Source organism: Streptomyces sp. NPDC022552 (assembly GCF_055561875.1).
The window spans coordinates 557,275-582,857 of sequence record NZ_JBVHGJ010000002.1 but is presented as its reverse complement, the minus strand read 5'-3'; the positions used below and the strand labels follow the sequence as shown (position 1 = coordinate 582,857).

20 protein-coding genes are annotated in these 25,583 nt (G+C 72.9%); 12 read left to right on the top strand and 8 right to left on the bottom strand.

Annotation, left to right across the window (positions count from 1 at the left end; translation table 11 throughout):
• Window positions 1-36 precede the first annotated feature (36 nt).
• Window positions 37-819, top strand: coding sequence for an adenosylcobinamide-GDP ribazoletransferase (cobS, locus tag ACZ3OF_RS07535; protein ID WP_361669684.1), 783 nt, complete (start codon window positions 37-39; stop codon window positions 817-819).
• Between the two features lie 9 nt (window positions 820-828).
• Here the strand turns inward: cobS and ACZ3OF_RS07530 are convergent, their stop codons facing one another.
• The 4 genes from ACZ3OF_RS07530 to ACZ3OF_RS07515 are packed head-to-tail and all read right to left on the bottom strand — an operon-like array spanning window position 829 to window position 6,533.
• On the bottom strand, window positions 829-1,479 hold the full coding sequence (locus ACZ3OF_RS07530) for a spherulation-specific family 4 protein (RefSeq protein ID WP_467303368.1): 651 nt from the start codon (window positions 1,477-1,479) through the stop codon (window positions 829-831).
• 9 nt (window positions 1,480-1,488) lie between these two features.
• Window positions 1,489-2,883, bottom strand: a complete 1,395-nt coding sequence (locus ACZ3OF_RS07525) for a hypothetical protein (RefSeq protein ID WP_361669689.1) — start codon at window positions 2,881-2,883, stop codon at window positions 1,489-1,491.
• Complete coding sequence (gene pelF, locus ACZ3OF_RS07520; protein ID WP_361669691.1) at window positions 2,880-4,394, bottom strand: GT4 family glycosyltransferase PelF; 1,515 nt, start codon at window positions 4,392-4,394, stop codon at window positions 2,880-2,882. The genes ACZ3OF_RS07525 and pelF overlap by 4 nt, the downstream gene beginning before the upstream one ends.
• A 57-nt stretch (window positions 4,395-4,451) precedes the next feature.
• The gene (locus tag ACZ3OF_RS07515) at window positions 4,452-6,533 is read right to left on the bottom strand and encodes a hypothetical protein (RefSeq protein WP_467303365.1); all 2,082 of its coding nucleotides are present in this window, start codon (window positions 6,531-6,533) and stop codon (window positions 4,452-4,454) included.
• Between the two features lie 304 nt (window positions 6,534-6,837).
• Between ACZ3OF_RS07515 and ACZ3OF_RS07510 the strand changes: the two genes are divergently transcribed.
• From ACZ3OF_RS07510 to ACZ3OF_RS07485, 6 genes are all read left to right on the top strand, one after another.
• Complete coding sequence (locus ACZ3OF_RS07510) at window positions 6,838-8,352, top strand: leucyl aminopeptidase (RefSeq protein ID WP_361669695.1); 1,515 nt, start codon at window positions 6,838-6,840, stop codon at window positions 8,350-8,352.
• A 343-nt stretch (window positions 8,353-8,695) separates the two neighbouring features.
• Window positions 8,696-10,084: a dihydrolipoyl dehydrogenase gene (lpdA, locus tag ACZ3OF_RS07505; RefSeq protein ID WP_329121381.1), complete on the top strand. Its 1,389-nt coding sequence runs from the start codon at window positions 8,696-8,698 to the stop codon at window positions 10,082-10,084.
• A 61-nt stretch (window positions 10,085-10,145) separates the two neighbouring features.
• Window positions 10,146-11,906, top strand: a complete 1,761-nt coding sequence (gene sucB / locus ACZ3OF_RS07500; protein ID WP_467303361.1) for a 2-oxoglutarate dehydrogenase, E2 component, dihydrolipoamide succinyltransferase — start codon at window positions 10,146-10,148, stop codon at window positions 11,904-11,906.
• Between the two features lie 121 nt (window positions 11,907-12,027).
• Window positions 12,028-12,651, top strand: a complete 624-nt coding sequence (locus tag ACZ3OF_RS07495; RefSeq protein WP_361669699.1) for a GntR family transcriptional regulator — start codon at window positions 12,028-12,030, stop codon at window positions 12,649-12,651.
• Between the two features lie 340 nt (window positions 12,652-12,991).
• A complete protein-coding gene (aceE, locus tag ACZ3OF_RS07490) occupies window positions 12,992-15,688 on the top strand; it encodes a pyruvate dehydrogenase (acetyl-transferring), homodimeric type (RefSeq protein ID WP_467303359.1) in 2,697 nt (898 codons plus the stop codon).
• Between the two features lie 31 nt (window positions 15,689-15,719).
• Window positions 15,720-16,682 carry a helix-turn-helix transcriptional regulator gene (locus tag ACZ3OF_RS07485; protein WP_361669703.1) on the top strand — a complete coding sequence of 321 codons (963 nt, stop codon included), beginning with the start codon at window positions 15,720-15,722 and terminating at the stop codon, window positions 16,680-16,682.
• Window positions 16,683-16,722: 40 nt separating this feature from the next.
• Here the strand turns inward: ACZ3OF_RS07485 and ACZ3OF_RS07480 are convergent, their stop codons facing one another.
• Entirely contained in the window at window positions 16,723-17,640 is a 918-nt protein-coding gene (locus ACZ3OF_RS07480; RefSeq protein ID WP_467303356.1) for an SDR family oxidoreductase, read from the bottom strand.
• 99 nt (window positions 17,641-17,739) lie between these two features.
• Between ACZ3OF_RS07480 and ACZ3OF_RS07475 the strand changes: the two genes are divergently transcribed.
• Window positions 17,740-18,258: a DUF4240 domain-containing protein gene (locus tag ACZ3OF_RS07475; protein WP_361669776.1), complete on the top strand. Its 519-nt coding sequence runs from the start codon at window positions 17,740-17,742 to the stop codon at window positions 18,256-18,258.
• Window positions 18,259-18,367: 109 nt separating this feature from the next.
• Here ACZ3OF_RS07475 and ACZ3OF_RS07470 read toward each other — a convergent pair whose 3' ends face one another.
• Complete coding sequence (locus tag ACZ3OF_RS07470; protein ID WP_361669708.1) at window positions 18,368-19,153, bottom strand: SDR family NAD(P)-dependent oxidoreductase; 786 nt, start codon at window positions 19,151-19,153, stop codon at window positions 18,368-18,370.
• A gap of 121 nt (window positions 19,154-19,274) precedes the next feature.
• Between ACZ3OF_RS07470 and ACZ3OF_RS07465 the strand changes: the two genes are divergently transcribed.
• Entirely contained in the window at window positions 19,275-19,925 is a 651-nt protein-coding gene (locus ACZ3OF_RS07465; protein ID WP_361669711.1) for a TetR/AcrR family transcriptional regulator, read from the top strand.
• 20 nt (window positions 19,926-19,945) lie between these two features.
• Here the strand turns inward: ACZ3OF_RS07465 and ACZ3OF_RS07460 are convergent, their stop codons facing one another.
• Window positions 19,946-20,446 (bottom strand): GNAT family N-acetyltransferase, encoded by a 501-nt coding sequence (locus ACZ3OF_RS07460; RefSeq protein ID WP_361669713.1) that lies wholly within the window; start codon window positions 20,444-20,446, stop codon window positions 19,946-19,948.
• A gap of 46 nt (window positions 20,447-20,492) precedes the next feature.
• On the opposite strand from ACZ3OF_RS07460, the gene ACZ3OF_RS07455 reads away from it, so the two are divergent.
• The gene (locus ACZ3OF_RS07455; protein WP_361669716.1) at window positions 20,493-21,389 is read left to right on the top strand and encodes a TIGR01777 family oxidoreductase; all 897 of its coding nucleotides are present in this window, start codon (window positions 20,493-20,495) and stop codon (window positions 21,387-21,389) included.
• 164 nt (window positions 21,390-21,553) lie between these two features.
• A complete protein-coding gene (locus ACZ3OF_RS07450) occupies window positions 21,554-22,909 on the top strand; it encodes an NAD(P)/FAD-dependent oxidoreductase (RefSeq protein ID WP_361669719.1) in 1,356 nt (451 codons plus the stop codon).
• A 76-nt stretch (window positions 22,910-22,985) separates the two neighbouring features.
• On the opposite strand, the gene ACZ3OF_RS07445 is transcribed toward ACZ3OF_RS07450, so the two are convergent.
• Complete coding sequence (locus ACZ3OF_RS07445; protein ID WP_361669720.1) at window positions 22,986-24,464, bottom strand: regulator; 1,479 nt, start codon at window positions 24,462-24,464, stop codon at window positions 22,986-22,988.
• 300 nt (window positions 24,465-24,764) lie between these two features.
• Between ACZ3OF_RS07445 and lipB the strand changes: the two genes are divergently transcribed.
• Window positions 24,765-25,574 carry a lipoyl(octanoyl) transferase LipB gene (gene lipB / locus ACZ3OF_RS07440; protein WP_361669723.1) on the top strand — a complete coding sequence of 270 codons (810 nt, stop codon included), beginning with the start codon at window positions 24,765-24,767 and terminating at the stop codon, window positions 25,572-25,574.
• Window positions 25,575-25,583: the final 9 nt, after the last annotated feature.

Below are 25,583 nucleotides of genomic sequence, written 5' to 3'. Positions count from 1 at the left end.
AATTTACAGGGTCGGGTGCTGCCTTACCCTGCCCGGATGGACGGCCTGCGTTTCGCCTTCGGCACCCTCACCGTGCTCCCCGCCCGCATCACCCGCTGGGACAGGGACGCGGCGCGGGCCGGCATGCTCTGGGCCCCGCTGGCGGGCCTCGTCGTCGGACTGCTCGCGGCCGCGCCCGGCGGGGCGCTCCTGCTGCTCGGCTCCGGTCCGCTGCTCGCCGCGGTCGCCACGGCGGCCGTACCGGCGCTGCTGACCCGCGGGCTGCACCTGGACGGACTCGCGGACACGGCGGACGGGCTCGGCAGCGCGAAGCCGGCCGAGGACGCGCTGCGCATCATGAAGCAGTCGGACATCGGCCCGTTCGGTGTGATCGTGCTGCTCTTCGTCCTGCTCGCCCAGGTCGCCGCGCTGTACCGGCTGTACGAGGAGAGCTGGGCGTACGGCGCGGTCGGCGCCGTCCTCGCCGCGACCGTCGCCCGGCTCGCCCTCACCCACGCCTCCCGCGAGGGCATCCCGGCTGCCCGCCCCGAGGGCCTGGGCGCGATGGTCGCCGCCACCGTCCCGGCCCGCGCCGCGTCCCTGGTCACCGCTGCCGTCCTGGTGACGTGCGCCGCGGCGGGGGCGCTGTTCTCCCCGTACGACGCCCTGCGCCATGTCCTCGCGGCGGGCGCGGGCCTCGCCGCGGCGGCGCTGCTGCTGCGGCGCTGCGTGCGGAGGTTCGGCGGGGTGACGGGCGATGTGTTCGGGGCGGTGGAGGAAGTGACGGCCACCGTGGTGCTCGTGGCTCTGACGCTGGGCACGGTCCAGCCGGCCGCCTAGCCGGCCGCGTCAACCGCTCGCCCGGCCGGACGGTGTCCGGTCGGGCGCCCGGGTCAGGGCGTGCGGAAGCGTGCCCCAGGGGTGGGGGCCCGTGCCGGGGACCGCGCAGTGGACGCGCGTCGTCGGGAGCGCCTCGCGCGGGGCCGCGTAGACCAGATGGCAGTAGTGGTCGGCGAGCGGCAGGTCGAGGCCCCGGTAGGAGTCCCAGGGCCCCTCGAAGGTGACCAGCAGGTCGGCGAGTTCGGCGTACCCGGGGTCGGGGTGCGCGCCATGGTTGAGGACCAGCGTGCGGGCGCCGGCGGCGCGGGCGGCGACGCCGATGCGGCGGACGTGGGCGAGGGCCTCGGGCGAGGTCGGCACCTGGTCGAGGAAGGCGCCGTCCGCTCCGTACCAGTCGCGGTGGCGCAGCAGTTCGGCGACGACCTCGCCGTGCGGGCGGCGCCCGTAGGCGGTGTCGGTGTAGCCGAGGACGCGGGCCCCCGCGGCACGGAGCCGTTCGGCGACGGCGGCGAAGGCCGGGTCGGGGGCGGTCCCCGCCCCGTTCGCGGGGTTGAGGACGACGCCGTACAGCGACGGCGCCGCCTCGAGCACGGCGTCCCAGGCCTCGGGCCGGTCGGCGGGATGCTCGTAGAAGGGCAGGAGGAGGGAGGGGTGGTTCACAGGCCTTCCTCAGACGCGGTGGGCGGTCGGGCGGACGAGCAGCGCGCACGTCAGGACGGCGAGCACGACGGCGGCCACGGCGGAGACGGCCGGGCCCGAACTCGGGGCGAGGGCCTGGGTCGCGGCGGTGGCCACGCAGACGACGGCCGCACTGCGCACCGCGCCGAACGCCTGGAGGAGCAGACCGAGCCAGAGCACCACCCCGACGAGCAGCAGCGCGAGCAGCCGAGCGCCGCCCAGCGACTCCGAGCCGGGCCACAGCAGGGTGCCGGCGGTGGCCAGGACGAGGAGGACGGCGAGATAGGCGCCGAGGCAGTGGACGAGGTTCCCCGCCGCCGCCCGCCGGAAGGCGCGGGCGGTGGTGAGGGTCCGCATCCCGGCGAGGCTCACCCTGCGGAAACGATGCAGCAGCCACTCGGCCGGCCCCATGGAGAGCGTGAGCGCGACCACGGGCCCGGCGCCCGTCACGAGGGCGTCGCCGGTCCCCGCGTACAGCACGAGCAGTCCGGTCCCGAGGCCGAACAGGCCGTACGGCAGGGAGGCGGCGAGCGGGGGGCCCGAGCGGGGCCGGCGTGCGTTCCGGCCCGGGCGCAGCACGGTGGCCGCGAAGGCGACCGCGGCCCCCAGGGAGAGGGCCGGCAGCCCGGCCCTGACCGGGTCGGGGAGGTCGTACCAGAACGCGGGCACGGCTCCGAGGAGCGGTGTCAGCGCGCGGAGCAGTGCGCGTTCACGGCCGAGGACGAGCAGGACGGTCGCCGCGCCCAGATAGAGGGCCTGCCCCGCCGCGAACACCACGACGGGCCACTCGCCGGGGCCCGCGGCCGCGAACGCGACCGCTGCGCCGAGGAGCGCGCCCGCCGGGGCGCCGACGAGCAGGGCGCGGGCGGCGGCCGCGGGGTCACCGAGCCCGAGCCAGGAGTACGCGCGATGGGCCAGGGCCTGGTTCCACACCCACCCGGCCACGGCCCCCGCGAGCAGTGGGGCCGTGCTCGGCCCGCCCAGGAGCGGGGCTCCCAGGACGTAGGCCAGCCCGGGCAGGGCGAAGACGAGACCGCGCAGCAGACAGCCGGTGAGCCCGAGGTGCCACGGTCCGGCGGGGGCGGCCTCGGGCTGGGGGTGGTGACGCTCCACCCGCGCGTAGAGCTCCTCGGCGAGGGCGAAGGAGTCGGCGCGCCCGTAGGTGAGCCGTATGTGGTCGTCCGTCATGCCGTCGGACTCCAGGATCGCGGCTATCTCGTCCGGATGCACGGCGTCGGCCGCCAACGCGCTCAGCCGCTCGGCGAGTTCGTCGAGCGGATCGTCGGCGCAGACCGTGCCGTGCGGGGCGGCGGCCACGCGCTGCCGGGGGATCACGGGCAGGGTGTCGCGCATCGTGCCGTTCTTGAGCCAGAGGGAGCCGCTCATGACAGGGAGCCTCCACCGACGAGTTCCTGCCGCCAGGGATCGGTGAGGAGCGCCGTCCAGTCCTCCGCCTCCGGCACGGTGTGGACGGGCCGGCCGGCGAGTTCGCGGTAGATCCGGCGGAAGCCGTCCACCGAGCGGTGCAGGGTGAACCGGTCGACGACCCGCTGCCGGGCTCTTCGCCCCAGCTCGGCCCGGCGCTCCCCGTCCCGCAGCAGCTCCGTGACGGCCGCGGCCATCACCGCGGGCTCACGGGGCGGGACGACGAGCCCGGTGTCGCCGACGGCCTCCCGCACGCCGCCTACGTCCGTGGAGACGGTGGCCCGGCCGCAGGACATCGCCTCGATCAGGGAGAACGGAAAGCCCTCGCTGATGGAGGAGAGCATCACCACGCTCCCGGCCGCGTAGGCGCGGGCCACGTCGGAGACCCGTCCCTCGAAGGTGATGCCGTCGGTCACGCCCAGCTCGGCGGCGAGCTTCTCCAAGCGGGTGAGGTAGTCCTCGTTGCCCGCCGGGACCGGTCCGAACAAGCGCAGCCGCAGCTCCGGCAGTTCGGCGCGGGTGATGGCGTACGCCCGGATCAGCGTCTCCAGGTCCTTGATGGGGTCGACCCGGCCGCACCAGCTGAGCGTGGGGACCTCCGGCTCGGGGCCCGCGTCGGGGAACGCGGCCGGGTCGACGCCGTTGTAGACGGTCCGGATGCGGTCGACGGGAGCGCCGCCGCGCTCCTCCCAGCGACGGTTGTACTGGTTGCAGGGGGTGATGAGGTCGGCCTTGCGGTAACCGAGGCTGTTCAGCTCGCGGTAGAAGCCGAGCATCAGGGCCTTCACCGGCCAGCGCTGGGCCTCGGTGCGGTAGCCGAGGTAGCGCTCGCGCAGATAGATGCCGTGTTCGGTCAGCAGGAAGGGCACTCCTTCGAAGTGCTGGGCCGCCAGCGCCGGCAGGGTCGCCAGTCCGCTGGAGACCGCGTGCGCGACGCTGTCGTCGGGTATCCGGGCGGCGAGCGGGCGCAGCGCGTGTTCGAGCAGGTCGGTGGCGGTGAGCGCGTCGTGGACGGTGGGCCTGGCGGCCGCCGTCGGCAGATGCGGCATGGCCCAGATCCACATCAGCGAGCGCAGCACGCGCTCGGAGCGCAGGGCGGCGGTGAGGCCGCCGCGCCGGGCCAGTTCCGCGAGGGCGTACAGGCTGTCGCCGAAGTCGCAGCCCGAGCCGGGGTCGAGGATCGAGAGCAGGAAGCGCTCGTAGGTGTCGATGAAGCGGCGCCGCTCACGGCCCCGTGGGGGCCGCCCCCGCTCCGGGGCGGTGCCCCAGAGCGGGAAGGCGGTGTGCCGGTAGATGTTCGGCGGCAGCTCCCAGGTCACGGGTTCGCGGCCGCTGCCGGTGAGGGCGAGGATCTGGAAGTCGACCTCGGGCATGCCCCGGACGAGCTGGTCGCACCAGGTGCTCACTCCCCCGTGGACATGCGGATAGGTGCCTTCGGTGAGCATGGTGACGTGACGGCCACTGCTCGGCATGTGCGTTTCCCCCAGAACGTACGGGCAAGTGGTCAGGCAGAACGTACGGGCACGTGGTCAGGCGGTCGGAAGCTTGAGCGTGATCGCGTTCTGCAGCGCCTCCGGGCCGGTCCAGGCCGAGCGCGCTCCGGCGTAGGGCGTCCCGAACACCCCGGTGCCGAGGAGGAGTTGCTTGCGCGTGCCCTCGGGGACGGTGACCGGGGCGGTCACCCCGGAGGGCGCCTTCACGGTGACCGTGGCGCCGATGCGGTACGCGGTGACCTGGCCCGCCGCGAGCGCCCGGTCCCAGGCGGCGCGGCGGTCCAGCTCGGTGCCGACGTCACGCTGACGCGGGGTCACCAGCGGGGTGTTGTCGGCGAACAGCCCCCGGTAGTCGGCGAGGACCCGGTCGAGGACGGGGTAGAGAATGCGGTCCTCGGCCAGGTTGGACTGGTGGACGTAGTGCGGGCGCGGGTCGTTCGCCACCACGTGGGAGAGGGCCGTGCGGGCCTCCTGCGGGACGATGTGGGTGGCGTACCCGGTGGCGGTGTCGAGCGGGGCGGGCAGGCAGGTGGAGGCCGGGTTGGACTCGCAGATCCCGCTGCCGCCGTCGGCCCGCGAGGTGTAGACCCAGTTGTACTCGTCGGCCATCTCGGCGGCCGTCCCGACGTTGTAGTACACGTTCATGGGGTGGCGCGGGACGGTCTTGGCGGCGCCGACGGGACGCTGCTGGGGCTCGCGGGAGTTGTCGCTCGCGATCCACTTCACGCCGTTGTCAAAGAGCGCGCCGGCCAGGTTGGGGTTGTCGGCGGGCTGCTGCGGCGCGGTCTTGAGACCGGAGTGCTCGCCGGTGACGAGTTCGGTGCGGTCGACCGGGATGCCCTTGGCCACGGCCCAGTTGTGGTTGTCGCGGATCTGTCCGGCGATCACGCTGCGGCTCGTCCACAGCGTGGCGCCGGTCGCGTTCTTCGCGCACTGCCAGGGGACGGTGGAGTTGTCCTGCACGCAGCCGAGGAACGGGTGGGTGTAGGTGTGGTTGATCCAGCGGTACTGGGCGCGGTCGGCGATCAGCCGCGCGGCGAGCGGGTCGGTGCCCCCGTGCTCGGTCTTCCACTGCTCGCCCTGGCCGCCGTTGTAGACCATGTCCAGGGTGAAGCCGGCGGACTTCTGCCAGGCGGCTGCGTACGAGGCGTCGTCGGCGGTCATCCGGATCGGGTTCTCGCCGGCCTCCCCGTCGCCGCCGGGGCAGTCGAAGTCGCCGGGGGTGCAGTCGCGGACCGTGTCCCAGCGGGCGTCGGGGGCGAAGACGTCGTCGACGTGGACGGAGAAGTAGTTCCGGTTCTGCCCGAGGTGGACGCCCTGGGTGAGCCACTCGACGATGCCACGCGACAGGGCCCGGAACTGGCGCTGGTGCTGGTTGTAGGCGAAGGTGACGACCAGTTCGCGACGGCCGTCGTGGGCGTACTCGCCGATCAGGCTGGCCCGCCCGCCGCCGTCGACGGGGATGTCGAGGAGGCTGGTGAAGCCCTCGCGCGGACGGCCCGCGTAGCCGTAGCTCTCGGAGATCGAGGGGTCGTTGTCCTCGAAGGTCACCGGCCCGTCCAGGTAGCGGAAGGGGCCGGCCTTGCCGACGGCCGTGACGGCGGCGGAAGCCCCGTCGAGGGGGCCGGAGAAACCGCCGTCGCTGGTGTAGTCGAGGCCGACACCGGGGTGGGCCCAGGTGTACGCGTCGACCTGCGGGATGCCGAAGGTCTTCTCGTACGCCACGAGCGCCGCCTGCTCGGCGGAGTCGGGCCCGAAGGCGGACTCGTGGGGCAGGACGACGCCCTGGTACTTGGCGCGGGGGCGCCCCGAGACCGTGTCGCTGAGGAAGGCGGCGTCGATGACCGGGCGGCCGGAATCGGCCAGATCGACCCGGCAGTACGGGACACCGGTGGAGCGCAGCTCGGCGGTGATCGCCTCCACCGCACCGCCTCCGTCGTCGACGACCAGGACGGTGAGGTCGATCCGCGGGACCGGCGGCGCGGCGGCGCTCGCTCCCGCCGACGGGACGACGGTGGCGAGGAGCGCAGCCGCGATCAGGGCGGCGGTCCTGGTGGTGCCTCCCAGGCCAGAGGCCCTGGGGGAGGTTCGGGGCGTGCGGGATCCGGCAGAGTCCATCGGTGCTGTGTCCCCCCTCGACAGGCCTCCCGGGTGCGGAGGACCTGTGGAGATGATGCGGATGATGCAAAGGGGCGGGTGCCACCCTTGCGCGAATGAGGCGAGTGTGGACGAGCTCTCCGACCTTGAGGGGTAAACGTGAAAGAGACACCACGGATGAGTGAATCACCGTCGCCGTGAGCGAACACGAAGAGCGAGCGTAGGCTCGTTCTCGGCGCTCCTCGGGCCGAAATACGATGCGGCGGGCACGGTCGGCCCATCCCTCGACCGCCACAGAACTCAATGGAAGCGAGATTTCACCACCGTGACTGCTCTCACTCTCAGCACAGCCGCGGCCGCGACGCTGCGCGCCGACGCCCTCGTCGTCGGTGTCGCGAAGTCCGGCAAGGGCCTGGTCGTCGCCCCGGGCGCCGAGGCCGTGGACAAGGCGTTCGACGGCAGGCTCGCCGCCGTCCTGGAGACCCTGGGTGCCGCAGGTGCCGAGGGTGAGGCCATCAAGCTGCCCGCCCCCGCCGGTCTGAAGACCCCCGTCGTGCTCGCGGTCGGCCTGGGCTCCGCCCCCGAGGACGGCGCGGCGTACGCCGCGGAAACGCTCCGCCGCGCCGCCGGCACCGCCGCCCGCGCCCTGAACGGCGCCAAGAAGGCCGCGTTCGCGCTGCCGATCACGGCCACCGAGGACGCCGAGGCGATCGCCGAGGGTGCGCTGCTCGGTGCGTACGCCTACACCGCGTACCAGGAAAGCAAGAACGGCAAGGACGCGAAGAAGCCTCTGGCCGAGGTGGCCCTGCTCGGCGCCAAGCCGCGCGACAAGGCCTTCAAGGCCGCCGCCGAGCGCGCGCAGGCGGTCTCCGAGGAGATCAACCGCGCCCGCGACCTGATCAACATGCCGCCGAACGACCTCTACCCCGAGACGTTCGCCGCCGTCGTCACCGCCGCGGGCAAGGAGCACGGCCTCAAGGTGCAGGTGCTCGACGAGAAGGCGCTCGACAAGGGCGGCTACGGCGGCATCCTCGGCGTCGGCAAGGGAGCCGTCCGCGGCCCGCGCCTGGTCCGCGTCGCCTACACCCACCCGAAGGCGGAGAAGACCCTCGCCCTGGTCGGCAAGGGCATCACCTACGACTCGGGCGGCATCTCCCTGAAGCCGGCCGGCCACAACGAGACGATGAAGTGCGACATGAGCGGCGCGGCCGCCGTCTTCGCCGCGGTCGTCGCCGCCTCCCGCCTCGGTCTGGCCGTCAACGTGACCGGCTGGCTGGCGCTCGCCGAGAACATGCCGTCGGGCTCGGCCACCCGCCCCGGCGACGTGCTGCGCATGTACAGCGGCAAGACCGTCGAGGTCCTCAACACCGACGCCGAGGGCCGTCTCGTCCTCGCCGACGCCCTGACCAGGGCGTCGGAGGAGAACCCGGACGCGATCGTCGACGTGGCGACCCTGACCGGCGCGATGGTGCTGGCCCTGGGCAACCGGACCTTCGGCATCATGGCCAACGACGACGACTACCGCACCGCGATCCACGAGATCGCCGAGGAGGTCGGCGAGCAGTCCTGGCCGATGCCGCTCCCGGCGGACCTGCGCAAGGGCATGGACTCCCCCACCGCGGACATCGCGAACATGGGCGAGCGGATGGGCGGCGGCCTGGTCGCCGGTCTCTTCCTCCAGGAGTTCGTCGGCGAAGGCATCACCTGGGCCCACCTCGACATCGCCGGCCCGGCCTTCCACGAGGGCGCGCCCTACGGCTACACCCCCAAGGGCGGCACGGGATCCGCGGTCCGCACGCTGGTGAAGCTGGCCGAGCGCACGGCCGACGGCGAGCTCTGACCGTTCCCCGGGGTCGTCCCCGGTCACCGCGGCCCCCGGGAATCCTCCCGGGGGCCGCGGCGTTCCCGTGTGGCGTGGAGCCCGTCGTGGCGCCGTGTTCCCGTGGGGCCCGTTGCGCTCTCGACGAAATCCGTAGGTTCGTACGCCGCTGTTACCCGTGCGTACGGACGATCACCCGGTCTCACACACCGGCCCCGCGTCCCGCCTTCCGGCAACAAGTGCGAAGATGGGTTCTCGGCAGGACAGGGCCCCCACCACAGGGCCGAAGAAAAAGCGGCCGAACACCAGCCGCCGCCCGGTCATCGGAGACCGGCGCCCGGCGCACATGCATGGAGGACGTGACGTGGCGAACGACGCCAGCACCGTTTTCGACCTAGTGATCCTCGGCGGCGGTAGCGGCGGTTACGCCGCGGCGCTGCGCGGAGCGCAGCTGGGCCTGGACGTCGCACTGATCGAGAAGAACAAGCTCGGCGGCACCTGCCTGCACAACGGCTGCATCCCGACGAAGGCCCTGCTCCACGCCGGCGAGGTCGCCGACCAGACCCGCGAGGCGGAGCAGTTCGGTGTCAAGGCCTCCTTCGAGGGCATCGACATCAAGGCCGTCCACAAGTACAAGGACGACGTGATCTCGGGCCTGTACAAGGGTCTCCAGGGTCTCGTCGCCTCCCGCAAGGTGACGTACATCGAGGGCCACGGCCGGCTCTCCTCCCCGACCTCCGTCGATGTGGACGGCCGTCGCGTCGAGGGTCGTCACGTCCTCCTCGCCACCGGTTCCGTACCGAAGTCGCTGCCGGGCCTGGAGATCGACGGCAACCGGATCATCTCCTCGGACCACGCGCTGACCCTGGACCGCGTCCCGGAGTCCGCGATCATCCTCGGCGGCGGTGTCATCGGCGTCGAGTTCGCCTCCGCGTGGAAGTCCTTCGGCACCGACGTCACGGTCATCGAGGGCCTGAAGCACCTGGTTCCGGTCGAGGACGAGAACAGCTCCAAGCTTCTTGAGCGCGCCTTCCGCAAGCGCGGCATCAAGTTCAACCTCGGCACGTTCTTCCAGTCCGCCGAGTACACCGACAGCGGCGTCAAGGTCACCCTCGCCGACGGCAAGACCTTCGAGGCCGAGGTCCTGCTCGTCGCCATCGGCCGCGGCCCGGTCTCGGCCGGTCTCGGCTACGAGGAGCAGGGTGTCGCGATGGACCGCGGCTACGTCCTCGTCGACGAGTACATGCGGACCAACGTGCCCACGATCTCGGCGGTCGGCGACCTCGTCCCGACCCTGCAGCTGGCACACGTCGGCTTCGCCGAGGGCATCCTGGTCGCGGAGCGTCTGGCCGGTCTGAAGACCGTCCCGATCGACTACGACGGCGTGCCCCGGGTGACGTACTGCCACCCCGAGGTCGCCTCCGTCGGCATCACCGAGGCCAAGGCCAAGGAGATCTACGGCGCGGACAAGGTCGTCGCCCTGAAGTACAACCTCGCGGGCAACGGCAAGAGCAAGATCCTGAAGACCGCGGGCGAGATCAAGCTCGTCCAGGTCAAGGACGGTGCCGTGGTCGGCGTCCACATGGTCGGTGACCGCATGGGCGAGCAGGTCGGCGAAGCGCAGCTGATCTACAACTGGGAGGCGCTGCCGGCCGAGGTCGCGCAGCTCATCCACGCCCACCCGACGCAGAACGAGGCGCTCGGCGAGGCGCACCTGGCGCTGGCCGGCAAGCCTCTGCACTCCCACGACTGACGCTCACGTCATCACGGGCGCGACGACCACTTCCCGCAATTCGTTAGGAGCAACTGAAACCATGTCGGTTTCCGTAACCCTGCCGGCGCTCGGCGAGAGCGTCACCGAGGGCACCGTCACCCGCTGGCTCAAGGCCGAGGGTGAGCGTGTCGAGGCCGACGAGCCGCTGCTCGAGGTCTCGACCGACAAGGTCGACACCGAGATCCCCGCCCCCGCGTCGGGCATCCTCGCCTCCATCAAGGTCGCCGAGGACGAGACCGTCGAGGTCGGCGCCGAGCTCGCGATCATCGACGACGGCTCCGGTGCGCCGGCCGCCGCCCCGGCCCCGGCCGCCGCCGAGGCCCCCGCCGCTCCGGCCGCTCCGGCCCCCGCCGCCGAGGCCCCGGCCGCTCCGGCCGCCCCGGCCCCGGCGCCCGCCGCCGAGGCCCCCGCCGGTGGCGCCACCGGCACGGACGTCGTCCTGCCGGCGCTCGGCGAGTCCGTCACCGAGGGCACCGTCACCCGCTGGCTGAAGTCGGTCGGCGAGACCGTCGAGGCCGACGAGCCGCTGCTCGAGGTCTCCACGGACAAGGTCGACACCGAGATCCCGGCCCCGGCCTCCGGTGTCCTCCTGGAGATCGTCGTCGGCGAGGACGAGACCGCCGAGGTCGGCGCCAAGCTGGCCGTCATCGGTGCCGCGGGTGCCGCTCCGGCCGCCGCCCCGGCTCCGGCCGCCCCGGCCCCCGCCGCCGCTCCGGCTCCGGCTCCCGCCCAGGCCGCCCCGGCTCCGGCCGCTCCGGCCGCGCCCGCCCCGGCTCCGGCGCCGGCTCCGGTCGCCGCTCCGGCCCCCGTGGCCGCTCCGGCTCCGGTCGCCCCGGCCCCCGCCGCGCCCGCCCCCGCCGCCGCACAGCCGGCGGACGACGGCGCCTACGTGACGCCGCTGGTCCGCAAGCTCGCCTCCGAGAACGGCATCGACCTGGCGTCCGTCAAGGGCACCGGCGTCGGCGGCCGTATCCGCAAGCAGGACGTCCTCTCGGCCGCCGAGGCCAAGAAGGCCGCTCCGGCCCCCGCCGCCGCCGCTCCGGCCGCCGCGCCGAAGGCCCCGGCCCTGGAGGTCTCCCCGCTGCGCGGTCAGACCGTCAAGATGACCCGCATGCGCAAGGTCATCGGCGACAACATGATGAAGGCGCTGCACGGCCAGGCCCAGCTGTCCTCGGTCGTCGAGGTCGACATCACCAAGCTGATGAAGCTGCGCGGCCGCGCCAAGGACGCGTTCGCCGCCCGTGAGGGCGTCAAGCTGTCCCCGATGCCGTTCTTCGTCAAGGCGGCGGCCCAGGCGCTGAAGGCCCACCCGGTCATCAACGCCCGGATCAACGAGGACGAGGGCACCATCACGTACTTCGACTCGGAGAACATCGGCATCGCCGTGGACTCCGAGAAGGGTCTGATGACCCCGGTCATCAAGGGTGCGGGCGACCTGAACATCGCCGGTATCTCCAAGGCCACGGCCGACCTGGCCGGCAAGGTCCGCGGCAACAAGATCACCCCGGACGAGCTGGCCGGTGCGACCTTCACCATCAGCAACACCGGTTCGCGCGGTGCGCTGTTCGACACGATCATCGTGCCGCCGAACCAGGTCGCCATCCTGGGCATCGGTGCCACGGTCAAGCGTCCGGCCGTCATCGAGACCGCCGAGGGCACCGTCATCGGCATCCGTGACATGACGTACCTGACGCTCTCCTACGACCACCGTCTGGTCGACGGCGCCGACGCGGCCCGTTACCTGACGGCCGTCAAGGCGATCCTGGAGGCCGGCGAGTTCGAGGTCGACCTCGGCCTGTAGGGCGAGGCCGGATTGGCAACGTAACAAGCCTCACCTGCGGCGCCCCCGCCCGGAAGTGTTTCCGGGCGGGGGCGCCGCCGTATTGTCTTGAGTGTCAACGCGTCCCTTAAGGAGCGGCTTCATGAGCGTGCCCGTCGTCCACTCGCTGCGCGAACAGATCCGCGAGCACATCGTGGAGGGCATCGTCAGCGGCCGCTGGAAGCCGGGCGAGCGGATCGTGGAGCGCAGGATCGCGACCGAGCTGGAGGTCAGCCAGACGCCGGTCCGGGAGGCGCTGCGCGAGCTGGAGTCGCTGCGGCTGATCGAGTCCTCCCCCAACAAGGGCGTACGGGTACGGAATCTGACCGCGGCCGACCTGGAGGAGAGCTACCCGGTCAGGGCCGGTCTGGAGCAGATCGCGGCGGAGCTGGCGGCGACCAGGCTCGCGGCCGACTGCTCGGCCCTGGAGCCGCATGTGGCGGCGCTGTACGACGCGGACCGGGTGGCCGACGGGACGGCGCAGGTGCGGCACACGGTGGGCTTCCACCGCGAGCTGGTGAAGGCGGCCGGGAACAGCGTGCTGCTGCACACCTGGGAGGGCCTGGGCATCGAGGTCTTCACGGCGCTGTCGATCCGCTGGCTCGGTACGGTCCAGAAGTCGTACGCGGAGGAGCACCAGGAGCTCGTGGAGGCCTTCCGGCGCGGCGACCCGAACATCGGCAACCTGGTCAAGGCCCACGTCCTCGGCTGCGCCCCGAGGGCCTGAGACTCCGGGCGTCGGCACTCGGAATCGCTGACGCCCCGACGGCCGACGCGCGGTTCCCGAACCCTCTTCGAACGTGATGAGCGGGCCCCCGAGGGGCCCGCTCATTCGTGCGAGGACCCTCTCATTCGGCTCCCCACCTGCGAAAACAAGGCACCCGGTGCCCATTTTCGCGGCACCCTGTGCCGACTTTGTCGATCTGGAGCGGTTTTCCCCGGCAACCCTTTGATCGATCATCGATCGGCGGCTTACAGTCTTCGGCGGGCCGCTACCCGGCCCTTCGCCCTGTCCTGCCAGACAAGGCACCCCTTCTCCACCCCCATCTGTCCGGAAGGCGGCGATCATGACCGATCCCGTAGGCAAGATTCCGAGTGAGCTCGACCAGCTCCCGGACCGTGACACCGAGGAGACCGCCGAGTGGGCGGCCTCCCTGGACGCCGTCACCAAGGCCGCCGGCCCGCACCGGGCCGCCTACCTGATGCGCCGCACGCTCCAGCACGCCGAGGGCGCGGGCCTGGCCCTGCCCAAGCTGCTGGAGACGGACTACGTCAACACCATCCCCACCTCCACGGAGCCCGTCATCGACGGCGACGAGGAGATGGAGCGCAGGATCACCGCCTGGAACCGCTGGAACGCCGCCGCCATGGTGACCCGCGGTGCCAAGCACGGGGTCGGCGGCCACATCGCCACCTTCGCCTCGGCCGCCTGGCTCTACGAGACCGGCTTCAACCACTTCTTCAAGGGCAAGGAAGCCGACGGTTCCGGCGACCAGCTCTACATCCAGGGCCACGCCTCCCCGGGCATCTACGCCCGCGCGTTCCTCGACGGACGCCTCACCGAGGCCCACCTCGACAACTTCCGGCAGGAGTCCGGCGGCAACGGTCTGCCCTCCTACCCGCACCCGCGCCGCCTCCCCTGGCTGTGGGAGTTCCCGACCGTCTCCATGGGTCTGGGCCCGCTCTCCGCCATCTACCAGGCGCGCTTCAACCGCTACCTCACCAACCGCGGCATCAAGGACGTCTCGTCCTCGCACGTGTGGGCGTTCCTCGGTGACGGCGAGATGGACGAGCCCGAGTCGACGGCGGCACTCGCCCTCGCCTCCCGCGAGGGTCTGGACAACCTGACCTTCGTCATCAACTGCAACCTGCAGCGCCTCGACGGCCCGGTCCGCGCCAACTTCAAGATCGTGCAGGAGCTGGAGGCCCAGTTCCGCGGCGCCGGCTGGAACGTCGTGAAGTCGCTGTGGGGCAACGCCTGGGACGAGCTGTTCGCGCTCGACACCACCGGCGCCCTCGTCCGCCGCCTCCGCGAGGTCCCGGACGCGCAGGTCCAGACGTACCAGACCCGCGACGCCGCCTACATCCGCGAGGACTTCTTCGGCAAGGACCCGGCGCTCGTCGCGATGGCGCAGCTGCTGAGCGACGACAAGATCCTCGAGTGCTTCCACCTCTCGCGCGGTGGCCACGAGCCGCGCAAGGTGTACGCCGCGTACAAGGCCGCCGTGGAGTTCAAGGGCGCCCCGACGGTGATCCTCGCGCAGACCGTGAAGGGCTTCACCCTGGGTGAGGGCTTCGCGTCGAAGAACGCGAACCACCAGATGAAGAAGCTCAGCACGGACGAGTTCAAGTCCATGCGTGACCTGCTCGACCTGCCGATCTCCGACGCGCAGTTCGTCGACGGCGTGGTGCCGTACGGCCACCCCGGCGCCGACTCCGCCGAGGTCCGCTACCTCCAGGAGCGCCGCGCGGCCCTCGGCGGCCCGGCCCCGGCCCGCCGCACGCACGCGCTCGCCCCGCTGCCGGCCCCGGCCGAGAAGGCGTTCGCCGCGTTCGACAAGGGCTCCGGTACGCAGTCGATGGCGACCACGATGGCCTTCGTCCGCCTGGTCAAGGACCTGATCCGCGACAAGGAGACCGGCAGGCGCTGGGTCCCGATCGTCCCGGACGAGGCCCGCACCTTCGGTATGGAGTCGCTGTTCCCGTCGCTCGGCATCTACTCGCCGAAGGGCCAGACGTACGAGCCGGTCGACCGCGACCAGCTGATGTACTACAAGGAGGCCGTCAACGGCCAGATCCTCAACGAGGGGATCACCGAGGCCGGCTCGATGGCCGACTTCATCGCCGCGTCCACCGCGTACTCCACGCACGGTGAGGCGATGATCCCGTTCTACATCTTCTACTCGATGTTCGGCTGGCAGCGCACCGCCGACCAGATGTGGCAGCTCGGCGACCAGCTCGGCCGCGGCTTCCTCGTCGGCGCCACCGCCGGCCGTACGACCCTGACCGGTGAGGGCCTCCAGCACGCCGACGGCCACTCGCCGGTGATCGCGGCGACCAACCCGGCCGCCCTGACGTACGACCCGGCGTTCGCCTACGAGGTCGCGACGATCGTCAAGGAGGGTCTGCGCCGGATGTACGGCGAGGCCGCCGAGGGCGAGGACCAGGACGTCTTCTACTACCTCACGGTCTACAACGAGCCGATGCCGCAGCCGGCCAGGCCCGCCGGGGTCGACGAGGGCATCATCAAGGGCCTGTACCGCTTCAACACGGCGGAGTCGGCCGGCCTGGAGCTCCCCGCGAACGCCTCGCGGATCCAGCTGCTCTCCTCCGGTACGGCCATCCACTGGGCCCTGGAGGCGCAGAAGCTGCTCGCCGCCGAGTGGGGCGTGGGCGCCGACGTGTGGTCCGCGACCTCCTGGACGGAGCTGCGGCGCGACGCGCTGGAGGCCGACGCGGCGCTGCTGCGCGGCGAGGAGCAGGTCCCGTACATCCGCAGGGCACTGGAGGGTGTGGACTCCCCGGTCCTCGCCGTCTCGGACTACATGCGTCAGGTCCCGGACCAGATCGCGCAGTGGGTCGAGCAGGACTGGTCCTCGCTCGGTGCGGACGGCTTCGGTCTGTCGGACACGCGTGACGCGGCCCGTCGCCACTTCGGTGTCGACGCGCAGTCGATCGTCGTCGCGGCCCTGGCCCAGCTCGCCCGCCGCGGCGAGGTCCCGGCCTCGGCGGTGAAGGAGGCGCGCGAGCGCTACGGCCTGTAGGGCCGGTGGCCGGCCGGGCAGAATGCGCGTCATGCGCGCTGCCCGGCTGATCAAGATGGTCCTTCTGCTCCAGTCCCGCCCGTCGATGACGGCGGCCGAACTGGCCGCGGAGCTGGAGGTGTCCGAACGGACCGTCACCCGTGATGCCCTCGCCCTCTCGGAGGCGGGGGTTCCGGTGTATGCGGACCGGGGCCGGGCCGGCGGGTACCGGCTGATCGGCGGGTACCGCACGCGGCTCACCGGCCTCGCGCGCGGTGAGGCCGAGGCGCTGTTCCTGTCCGGGCTGCCCGGCGCGCTCCGGGACATGGGTCTGGAGGACGCGGCGTCGGCCGCCCGGCTGAAGGTGTCCGCGGCGCTGCTGCCCTCGCTGCGGGACGCTCCGGACTCGGCGGCGCAGCGCTTTCTGCTCGACGCGCCGGGCTGGTACCAGGAGCCGGAGACACCGGAGTTGCTCCCGCCGATCGCCGAGGCGGTCTGGGACGACCGGACGATCTCGGCCCGCTACCGGCGCGGGGACGCCGAGGTGGAGCGCGAGCTGGCCCCGTACGGGCTCGTCCTGAAGGCGGGCGTCTGGTACCTGTGCGCGCGGTCCGGTACGGCCTTCCGTACGTACCGGGTGGACCGCTTCGCGGCCGTGGCCGTCGGCGAGGAGCGCTTCGAGCGGGACGAGGAGTTCGACCTGCCCGCGTTCTGGGCGGAGCGGGCCGCGGAGTTCGCCCGCTCGATCCTGCGCGCCGAGGTCGTCCTGCGGCTCTCGCGGGCGGGGGCGCGCCGACTGCCGTACGTGACGGATCGGGCGGCGGCCGAGGAGGCGCTGGCGGCCGGCTCGACGGACGCCGAGGGCCGGGTGACGGCGACACTCCGCGTGGAGAACGAGGAGGTCGCCTTCAGCCAGCTGCTCTCCCTGGGCCCGGAGGCGGAGATCCTCGCCCCCGAGGCCCTGCGGACCCGCTTCAGGGAGGCGGCCCGGGCTCTCGGGACGCTCTACGGCTGAAGCGGGCGGGCGGGATCGGCCCGGCCGGGCCGGCGCGTGTCTAGCGGTAGTCCTCCACGGACGGCTTGCCCGTCTCACCGGCGATCATGTAGCCCCAGGCGTCCGGACGTGAGCCGTCGACGTCCGTGAAGCCGTACTCCTTCGCCAGCTGGCCGCTGGAGAGCGACCGGCCGTTCCAGCGTGCCCGGTCGGGGTCGGCGTCGAGGGCCGCCACCGCCCGGCCGACGTACGTGGGCGACTCGGCGATCTCGAAGCCGGGGATCTTCTCGATCGCGTCCCGCCAGTTCTCCTCCGTGACCCCGAACGCGGCCAGCATCTGCTCGGAGCGCAGCCAGCCCGGCGTGAGCGCGACGGCCGTGCCGCCCACGCCCTCGAGGTCGTGGGCGAGCGCGAACGCCATCCGGAGGGGCGCGTTCTTCACGAGGTCGTAGAAGAAGTTGAGCCGGAACCGGGTGTTGTACTCGGCCGTCCCGTCTGTCATCTCGACGACCAGGCTGCCGGGGTGCCTGATCAGCAGGGGCACCGCGAGGCGGGAGGTGATCGCGTGGGTGCGCACGCCGAGCTCCAGCATCCGCAGGCCGCCCGTCAGATCCGTCTCCCAGACCTTCTTGTCGAACTCGACCAGATGCTCACCGCCCCACACGTCGTTCACCAGGATGTCCAGCCGTCCCTGCTCCGTGTCGATCCGTTCGACGAGCGCCTGGACCTGGTCGGTCTCCAGATGGTCGGTGGGAACGGCGATGCCCTCGCCGCCGGCCGCCGTCACCAGCTCGGCCGTCTGCTCGATGGTCTCGGTCGTCCGGCCGACCTCGCTGACCTTGTCCCGGGTGGTGCGCCCGGTCACGTACACGGTGGCGCCCGCCGTGCCGAGCGCCACGGCGATGGCCCGTCCGGCGCCCCGCGTAGCGCCCGCGACCAGTGCGATCCTGCCGCTGAGCGGCTTCGTTTCGGTCTCCATGGAACGAGCGTGACAGGAAAGTACGACACCTTCTGTCCGGTTTGATTTTGGCTGTTTCCGGGTGCGTCGCCCTCCCCCAAGGTCGATGCTTGGTCCGTGATGGACGAGACGGAGTTCTGGGAGATCATCGACTCCACCCGCGAGGCCGCCGAGGGCGACCCCGAGGAACACGCCGACCTGCTCGTCGAGCGGCTGCTGCAGCTCGACCCCGACTCCGTGCTCGACTTCGCCCGCCATTTCGAGGCCCGCTACAACCGCGCGTACCGCTGGGACCTGTGGGGCGCGGCGGCGGTGCTGCTCGACGGGGCGAGTGACGACGCCTTCGACTACTTCCGCTGCTGGCTGATCGGCCAGGGCCGGGAGGTCTTCGAGGGCGCGGTGCACGAACCGGACGCTCTCGCCGAGCTGCTCGACGAGTTCGACGAGGAGATCGACGGGGACGGCGAGGAGCTGGGGTTCGCCGCCGACGAGGCGTACGAGCAGCTCACCGGCGCGGAGGCGCCGGATCTTGGGATTCCGCCCCAGCCGGCGGAGCCGGAGGGTGTCGCCTTCGACCTGGAGGACGAGACGGGGCTCGCGGAGCGCTTCCCCCGGCTGTGGGAGCGCTTCGGCTCCTAGCGTCCGCTCCTCGGCCCGTACAGAGGAAGAGGTACGGACCCGGGGGCCGTCCCTCCCCCGGGTCCGTACCGGTCTGTCCGACCGTGGATCGTGTCCGCGCGGTCGGGCGTCAGAAGTGGGTGCCGCCGTCGATGCGTACCTCGGTGCCGGTGATGAACTTCCCGTCCTCGGAGGCGAGCATCGCGACGACACCGGCCACGGTCTCGGGGCCGGCGAAGCCCTCGCCGATGGCCGGGGCGAGCTTGGCGAAGAGGGACCAGTCGGTGTCCTCGGGCAGGCCGGGGCCGGTGGACCGGCGGCTGGCGCCGGAGCCGTCGGTCATGCCGGACGAGATGGAGCCGGGCTGGACGGCGGTGAAGCGGATGCCCTGCTTGGCGTACTCGGCGGCGAGCGCGTGGGTCATCGACTGGATGCCCCCCTTGCTGGCCGCGTAGGCGGCCATGTACGGGTGGGCGAACATCGCCGAGGTGGAGGAGAAGTTCACGACGGCGGAGCCGTTGCCCTCCAGGAGTGCCGGTATCGCCTCGCGGATCACCAGGAAGGTACCGGTCAGGTTGATCCGGACGACCTGCTCGAAGGCGTCGAGGGTCGTCTCGTGGGTGTGCGAGGAGCGCAGGATCCCCGCCGCGTTGACCAGCACGTCCAGGCCGCCCAGCGCCTCGACGGCGGCGGTGACACCGGTGCGTACGGAGGTCTCGTCGGCGATGTTGACGACGAGGGTGGTCAGGCGGTGCGCGTCGGCTCCGGCCTTGGCGACCGTGTCCTCGAGGCCGTCCTCGCTGATGTCGGCGGCGACGACACTGCCGCCCTCGGCGAGCATGCGCAGCACGGTGGCCTGGCCGATGCCTGAGCCGCCACCCGTGACCAGTGCGCGGCGTCCTTCGTAGCGGTTCATGTCCTGTCCGACCTTTCGATGACGATGTCCTGATACACGGACACCGTACGCCTGGATGGCACGTTTTGCCATGTCTGCATGAAATGCATGCACGGCAGGGGCAGGGCGTACCCTTCCTACGGTGAGCACCAAGCCCCCCTCCCTCACGGAGCGCCGCAAGGCGGCCACCCAGCTCGACATCGCGCGCGCCGCCGCCGAGCTCTTCACCGAGCGCGGCCCGGACGGCACCACGGCCGAGGACATCGCCCTGCGCGCCGGGGTCGCGCTGCGCACCTTCTACCGGTACTTCCGCTCCAAGCAGGACGCCGTCGCCCCGCTCCTCGCGGGCGGCGCGGACCGCTGGCGGGAGTCGCTGGCCGCGGCGGAGCCGGGTTCGACGGTGCCGGCCGCCCTGGAACGGTCGATCTCGGAGGCGCTCGCGGCCGCCGACGAGGAGGCGGCCGAGGGGCTGCGCCGGACGCGCGGGCTGCTGCGGGCGGCCGCCGAGGACCCGGCGCTGCGGGCCGTCTGGTACCGGGTCAACCAGGAGTCGGAGGAGAAGCTGCTCGCCGTGGTGGCGCAGCTGGCCGGTCCGGGCGCCGACCCGCTGGAGGTACGGCTCGCGGCCGCGGCGGCCACGGACGCGATCCGGGTCGCCCTGGAGGCCTGGGCGGAGACGGACGCGCCGGTCCGCGGGAAGGGCGCGCCGGCCGAGCTGGCGGTGCGCTGCCTGCGTGAACTGATGGGCGGGATGGGGTCGTTGACACCCCGGGAATCCGGGGACGCGCCCTAGGAGTACGGGGCCGCGGACGCCTAGGGCGTGACCGAGCGGCCCATCAGGACGTCGTCGACGTATGCGCCGCCCAGGAAGAACTCGCCGGGCAGGACACCCTCCACCACGAAGCCCTCGGACGCGTAGAGCGCGCGGGCGGGTTTGTTGTGGCCGAGGACGCGCAGGGTGATCCGTGCGCAGCCCTGGCGCCGGGTCTCCTCGAAGGCGGCCCGCAGCAGCGCACGGGCCACCCCCAGACCACGGGCGCTCTCCGCGACGGCGAGGCCCTGGATCTGGCGGACGTGCGCGTTGCAGGCGAGCGGGGTGGGCGGCACGAGCCGCAGATAGCCGACGACCTCCGGTCCCCGCTGCGCGACCAGATAGTCCTCGGGCCGGTGCCGGTCGTCGAAGAACGGCTCGTACGGGGGCTCCGGCGGGGGCAGCACGGCGTGCAGAGGCGACCAGGTCGCCCGGTCCAGTTCCGCCAGCGCGTCCCCGTCGGCGGCGAGGGCCCGTCGTATGTGCGTCTCCGGCGCGATCATGTCCGCCACTGTGCCACGTCCGGACCGGGGAGGGCAGGATGTCCCCATGCAACCCTCGCGTATCGCCGTCACCGGCGCCTCCGGACTCATCGGCACGGCCCTGGTGCGCTCGCTGCGCGCCGACGGCCACCACGTCTCCCGCCTGGTGCGACGGCCCGCCCGGACCGCGGACGAGATCGAATGGGACCCGGCACGCCTGTACGTGGACGCGGCGGGGCTCGTCGGTGTCGACGCCGTCGTGCACCTGGCGGGCGCGGGCGTCGGCGAGCGCCGCTGGAACGACGCGTACAAGAAGGAGATCCGCGACAGCCGCGTCCTCGGCACGCGCGCGATCGCCGAGGCCCTCGCCTCACTGGCCGAGCCGCCGAAGGTGCTGGTGTGCGGCACGGCGCTGGGCTACTACGGCGACACGGGCTCGCGCGCGGTGGACGAGAGCGCGCCCGCCGGCGAGGGCTTCCTGCCCTCGGTCTGTGTGGAGTGGGAGGCGGCGGCAGCCCCCGCCGAGGAGGCCGGCATCCGGGTCGCGTACGCCCGCACGGGCCTCGTGGTGGCCGCCGAGGGCGGGGCGTGGGGCCGGCTCTTCCCGGTCTTCCGCGCCGGGGTCGGCGGGCGGATCGGCGACGGGCGGCAGTACTGGAGCTTCATCTCGCTGCACGACGAGGTGGCCGCCCTGCGGCATCTGATCGACACTGACTCCCTCGCCGGTCCGGTGAACCTGACGGCCCCCGAGCCGGTCACCAACCGGGAGGTCACCGCGGCGATGGGCCGGGTGCTGCGCCGCCCGACGCTCCTCACGGTCCCGGCGCCGGCGCTGCGCCTGGCGCTCGGGGAGTTCGCGGTCGATGTGCTGGGCAGTCAGCGGGTGCTGCCGGGCCGTCTGTTGGAGTCGGGGTTCGATTTCGCGTTCCCGACGATCGACGAGTCGATCCGGGCGGCGGCCTGACGCCTCGCGGTGCGACCCCGTGCTGCGTGCACCCCCGCGCGCGCCGCTGCCGCGGGCCCGGACGAGGCCCCAGGCTGGCATGCCCTGAATGCGAATGCGGGCATTCCGGGGGCCGGTTGGGGGCATAGGCCTCCCACCAGCCGCGCCGACCTGGGGAGGGGCACGTGCTCAGTACCGCACACCACACGGACGTCGTCACGGACGTCGTCATTGTCGGGGCCGGGATCGCGGGGCTCGCGGCCGCCCACCGGCTGACCAGCGCCGGGCTCGGGGTCACGGTCCTCGAGGCAGGGCCGCGCGTCGGCGGCCGGATGGTCACCGACGAGATCGACGGCTTCCGGCTCGACCGGGTCGGGCCGCTGCTCACGACCTCGCACGCCGAACTGCTCCGTACCCGGGGCCTCGAGGGGGTGGCGCTACGGCCGTTCGCGCCGGGGGCCCTGGTGCACAGCGACGGCCGGTACGCGCGGGTCGGCGAACCGTTCCCGCACGCGCCCTGGCGCGTCGGGCGTGGGTCGCCCCACGGGCCCCGGCGCGTAGGGGGAGCTTTCACGGTGGCGCGCGCCCTCGCGAGCGCCCCCCGGAACCCGGCCGCCTCACTGGACCAGGCGCGGCTGGGTGCCTCGCTGGCCCGGCTGGCGGCGACGCCGGCGCAGCGCCTGCTGGCCCGGTCGGAGCGGACGGCCCGCGAGGCCCTGACGTCCCGGCTGCCGGCCCGTACGGTCCAGGGGGTCCTACGGCCCCTGGTCGCGGCACTGCTCGGCGATCCCGACCTGGCCACGTCCAGCCGCTACGCCGACCTCGCACTGCGCGCGTTCGCGCGCGGACGGCTCTGCGTCCCGGAGGGCGGGTCCGGCTCGCTGCCCGAGCTGCTCGCGGCGTCGCTGCCACCGGGAACGGTGCGGACCGGGGTCCGCGTCACGGATGTCGCGATCAACCGGGTCGAGACGGCCGAGCACGGGGTGTTCGGCTGCCGCTCGGTCCTGCTGGCGACGGGCGCCTGCACGGCGGCGGAGCTGCTGCCGGGGCTGCGCGTGCCCGCCTTCCACGCGGTCACCGTGCTGCACCACACGGCCCCCGAGGCGCCCGCGCCCGACCCGGTCCTGATTCTGGAGTCCGACCCGGGCGGCCCGGTCGCGCACACGGCCGTCATGAGCGCCGTCGACCCCACGCGGGCGCCGGCCGGCCGGACCCTGGTCACCTCGACGATCCTGGGCACCCCGCCCGACGACGCGGAGCGCCGGGTCCGCAAGCACCTCGCGACCCTGTACGGGACGTCGACGGACGAGTGGGAACTCCTCGCGCTCCACCACACCCCCGAGGCGATCCCCGCGATGCCGCCGCCGCACGACCCCAGCCGCCCGGTCCGGCTGCTCGCCGGTCTCTACGTCTGCGGTGACCACCGCGACACGTCCACGCCGCAGGGAGCCCTGACCTCCGCCCATCGCGCGGCGCACGCGCTCCTCACGGACCTGGGCGTCCGGGTGCCCCACAGCGCCCCGGCGGAGGCGGCGGCGTAGGAACGGGGGCCGGGCGGGGGATCAGACACTCGGGCAGGGCGAGCAGGGCCGACAGGCGGGCAGGGCGCGCGGGGCGTCAGCCGATCGCCGCCACGCGGTCGCGGTAGGTACGGACCGCGGCCGCGTCGCGGTAGGGCTCCAGACGGCGTTCGAAGTCCCGGACGTACTCGAGCGCGCGGGCCGAGCGCATCTCGGAGGCCTGCTGCGCCGCTTCCGCGCCCAGGGCGCACGCCTGGTCCAGTTCGCCGAGGCCGAGACGGGCCGAAGCGAGGACCACCCGGCAGAAGAGCCGGCTGCGCGCGAAGCCGGGGGCACGGAGCTGGAGGGAGCGTTCGGCGTGCTGCGCCGCGGCCCGGTACTGCTGGAGGTCGCGGTGGCAGTGGCCGAACTCGTCCGCGAGCTGGGCCTCGTCGAAGGGGCGCGCCCAGTACGGCACGTCGTCCCCGGGCCTGGCCGCTTCGAGCGCCCGCTCCGCCCGGGCCAGCGCCGCGCCGCACGCCCGGGCCTCGCCGAGCACCCCGTGCCCGCGCGCCTCGACGGAGTGCAGCAGCGCCTGGACGACCGGGGGCGCTGCCGAGCCGACGCCCTGCTGGGCGACCCGGGCCAGCTGCACGGCCTCGCGCCCGTGGCCGAGGTAGACGGCCTGCCGGCTCATGGTGATCAGGACGTACGAGCCGTAGGCCCGGTCCCCCGCCGCCTGCGCCAGCCGCAGCGCCTGGACGAAGTACCGCTGGGCGAGTCCGTGCGCCGCGATGTCGTACGAGGTCCAGCCCGCCAGTCTCGTCAGATCGGCCGCCGCGGCGAACAGGCGGCGGCCGACGGTCTCCCCGTACGTGCCGCGCAGCATCGGCTCGGCCTCGTGCTCCAGGTAGCGCACGAGTGCCTGACGGGCATGGCCGCCGCCGTAGGCGTGGTCGAGGGTGCGGAAGAGCTCGCCGACCGAGCGCAGCGCGGCGATGTCGCCGCTGGAGACCCGCTGTCCGGGCCCGCGGTCCGTGCCGCGCTGCCGGGGCACCGAGGGCCGGCCCTGGGGCGGCACACGGGGGTCCTGCGCGAGCCGGCCGTCCGGGCCGAGCCGTCCGTTCGGCGCTGAACCGTCGCTGCGCGCCACGCGGTCGTCGGCCCGGCCGATCAGCCAGTCACGGCTGGGGACGACGAGCCCCGCCGGTGTGAAGGCGATCTTGCGGAGCTCCGCGTGGCTGCCGGAGTCCTTCCGCCACAGCCCGCTGACGATGTCGACGGCCTCCTCGGGCGTCGCCGCGAACTCGAGACCCGCGTACACGGGGGCGCAGGCGTCCAGACCGAGGTCCTGCGCGGAGAGGCGGCGGCCCAGGCGGCGGGTGAAGACCTCGGCGATCAGGGCGGGCGTGGTGCCGCGCGGCTGCTGACCGCGCAGCCAGCGGGTCACGGAGGTCTTGTCGTACCGCAGGTCGAGTCCGTGCTCCAGGCCGAGCTGGTCCACCCGTCTCGCCAGGCCCGCGTTGGAGAATCCGGCCTCGGCGATGAGCGCGGCGAGCCTGCGGTTCGGGATGCGCTGCGGGGGTCGTTCCGTCATCAGCTGTGCGGTCTCCTGCCTTCCGGGCCCGGGTGGAAGCCCGTGTGGACCCTCATGGAACGGCGTGAATTTAGCGGCCCTCACCTCCTATACCGCCTCCTTCGCCCCACATTCATCCGATCGTGTGAGGATTGGGGGCGCCGCTGACGGAGGAGTCCCCGTGCCGGGCCCGCCGCACCTGCCGGACCGGTGTCCGTGGCGCCGCCGTACAGTGGCATGGGCGCGAATGACGCATGGTGCCGAGCCGGCCCCGGGACGATCCCCGGTACCCGGCCCCGGCACCCAGGAGGAGGCACTGCCGTGAGTGAGCTGCGATTCGTCCGTCTGGGCTTCGGCGACGACGCCGTCGAGTACCAGGTGGCCTGGGACAAGCAGCGCGAGGTGCACGCCGCCCGGTTCGCCGACGAGATCTCCGACACCTGTCTGCTCCTGGAGCACCCGCCCGTGTACACGGCGGGCCGGCGCACGGAGGAGAGCGAGCGCCCCCTGGACGGGACGCCGGTCGTGGACGTGGACCGCGGCGGAAAGATCACCTGGCACGGCCCGGGCCAGCTCGTCGGCTACCCGATCATGAAACTGCCCCGCCCGGTCGACGTCGTCGCACACGTCCGCCGCCTGGAGGAGGCGCTGATCCGTACGGCAGCCGAGTTCGGCGTGGAGACCACCCGGATCGAGGGCCGCAGCGGCGTGTGGGTGCTCGGCGACCCGGTGGAGCAGCGTCCGTCTCTCGGCGGGCTCTCGCTGGACTTCGACCCGAGGCTGACCGACCCCGAGTTCGATCCGCGGCTCAACGGCCCGGAGTACGCCCCGTCCAACGCCGGCCAGCGCCGCGAGGACCGCAAGCTGGCCGCGATCGGCATCCGCGTCGCCAAGGGCGTCACGATGCACGGCTTCGCCCTGAACGTGAACCCGGACAACGCCTGGTTCGACCGGATCATCCCCTGCGGGATCCGGGACGCGGGCGTGGCGTCGCTGGCCAGCGAGCTCGGCCGGGACATCACGATCGAGGAGGTCCTGCCGGTGGTCGAGAAGCACCTGCGAGCCGTCCTGGAGAACGCCGAGCTCAAGCCGCGCGTGGTCGAACAGGAGACGGCCGCCGCCTCCGCGTAGGGAATGCCG

Bases quoted from the DNA above. Each gene is read 5' to 3' on its own strand.
- cobS (WP_361669684.1), top strand. From the start codon at position 37: ATGGACGGCCTGCGTTTCGCCTTCGGCACCCTCACCGTGCTCCCCGCC.
- ACZ3OF_RS07525 (WP_361669689.1), bottom strand. From the start codon at position 2,883: ATGAGCGGCTCCCTCTGGCTCAAGAACGGCACGATGCGCGACACCCTG.
- pelF (WP_361669691.1), bottom strand. From the start codon at position 4,394: ATGCCGAGCAGTGGCCGTCACGTCACCATGCTCACCGAAGGCACCTAT.
- ACZ3OF_RS07515 (WP_467303365.1), bottom strand. From the start codon at position 6,533: ATGGACTCTGCCGGATCCCGCACGCCCCGAACCTCCCCCAGGGCCTCT.
- sucB (WP_467303361.1), top strand. From the start codon at position 10,146: ATGTCGGTTTCCGTAACCCTGCCGGCGCTCGGCGAGAGCGTCACCGAG.
- ACZ3OF_RS07495 (WP_361669699.1), top strand. From the start codon at position 12,028: ATGAGCGTGCCCGTCGTCCACTCGCTGCGCGAACAGATCCGCGAGCAC.
- aceE (WP_467303359.1), top strand. From the start codon at position 12,992: ATGACCGATCCCGTAGGCAAGATTCCGAGTGAGCTCGACCAGCTCCCG.
- ACZ3OF_RS07485 (WP_361669703.1), top strand. From the start codon at position 15,720: ATGCGCGCTGCCCGGCTGATCAAGATGGTCCTTCTGCTCCAGTCCCGC.
- ACZ3OF_RS07480 (WP_467303356.1), bottom strand. From the start codon at position 17,640: ATGGAGACCGAAACGAAGCCGCTCAGCGGCAGGATCGCACTGGTCGCG.
- ACZ3OF_RS07475 (WP_361669776.1), top strand. From the start codon at position 17,740: ATGGACGAGACGGAGTTCTGGGAGATCATCGACTCCACCCGCGAGGCC.
- ACZ3OF_RS07470 (WP_361669708.1), bottom strand. From the start codon at position 19,153: ATGAACCGCTACGAAGGACGCCGCGCACTGGTCACGGGTGGCGGCTCA.
- ACZ3OF_RS07460 (WP_361669713.1), bottom strand. From the start codon at position 20,446: ATGATCGCGCCGGAGACGCACATACGACGGGCCCTCGCCGCCGACGGG.
- ACZ3OF_RS07455 (WP_361669716.1), top strand. From the start codon at position 20,493: ATGCAACCCTCGCGTATCGCCGTCACCGGCGCCTCCGGACTCATCGGC.
- ACZ3OF_RS07445 (WP_361669720.1), bottom strand. From the start codon at position 24,464: ATGACGGAACGACCCCCGCAGCGCATCCCGAACCGCAGGCTCGCCGCG.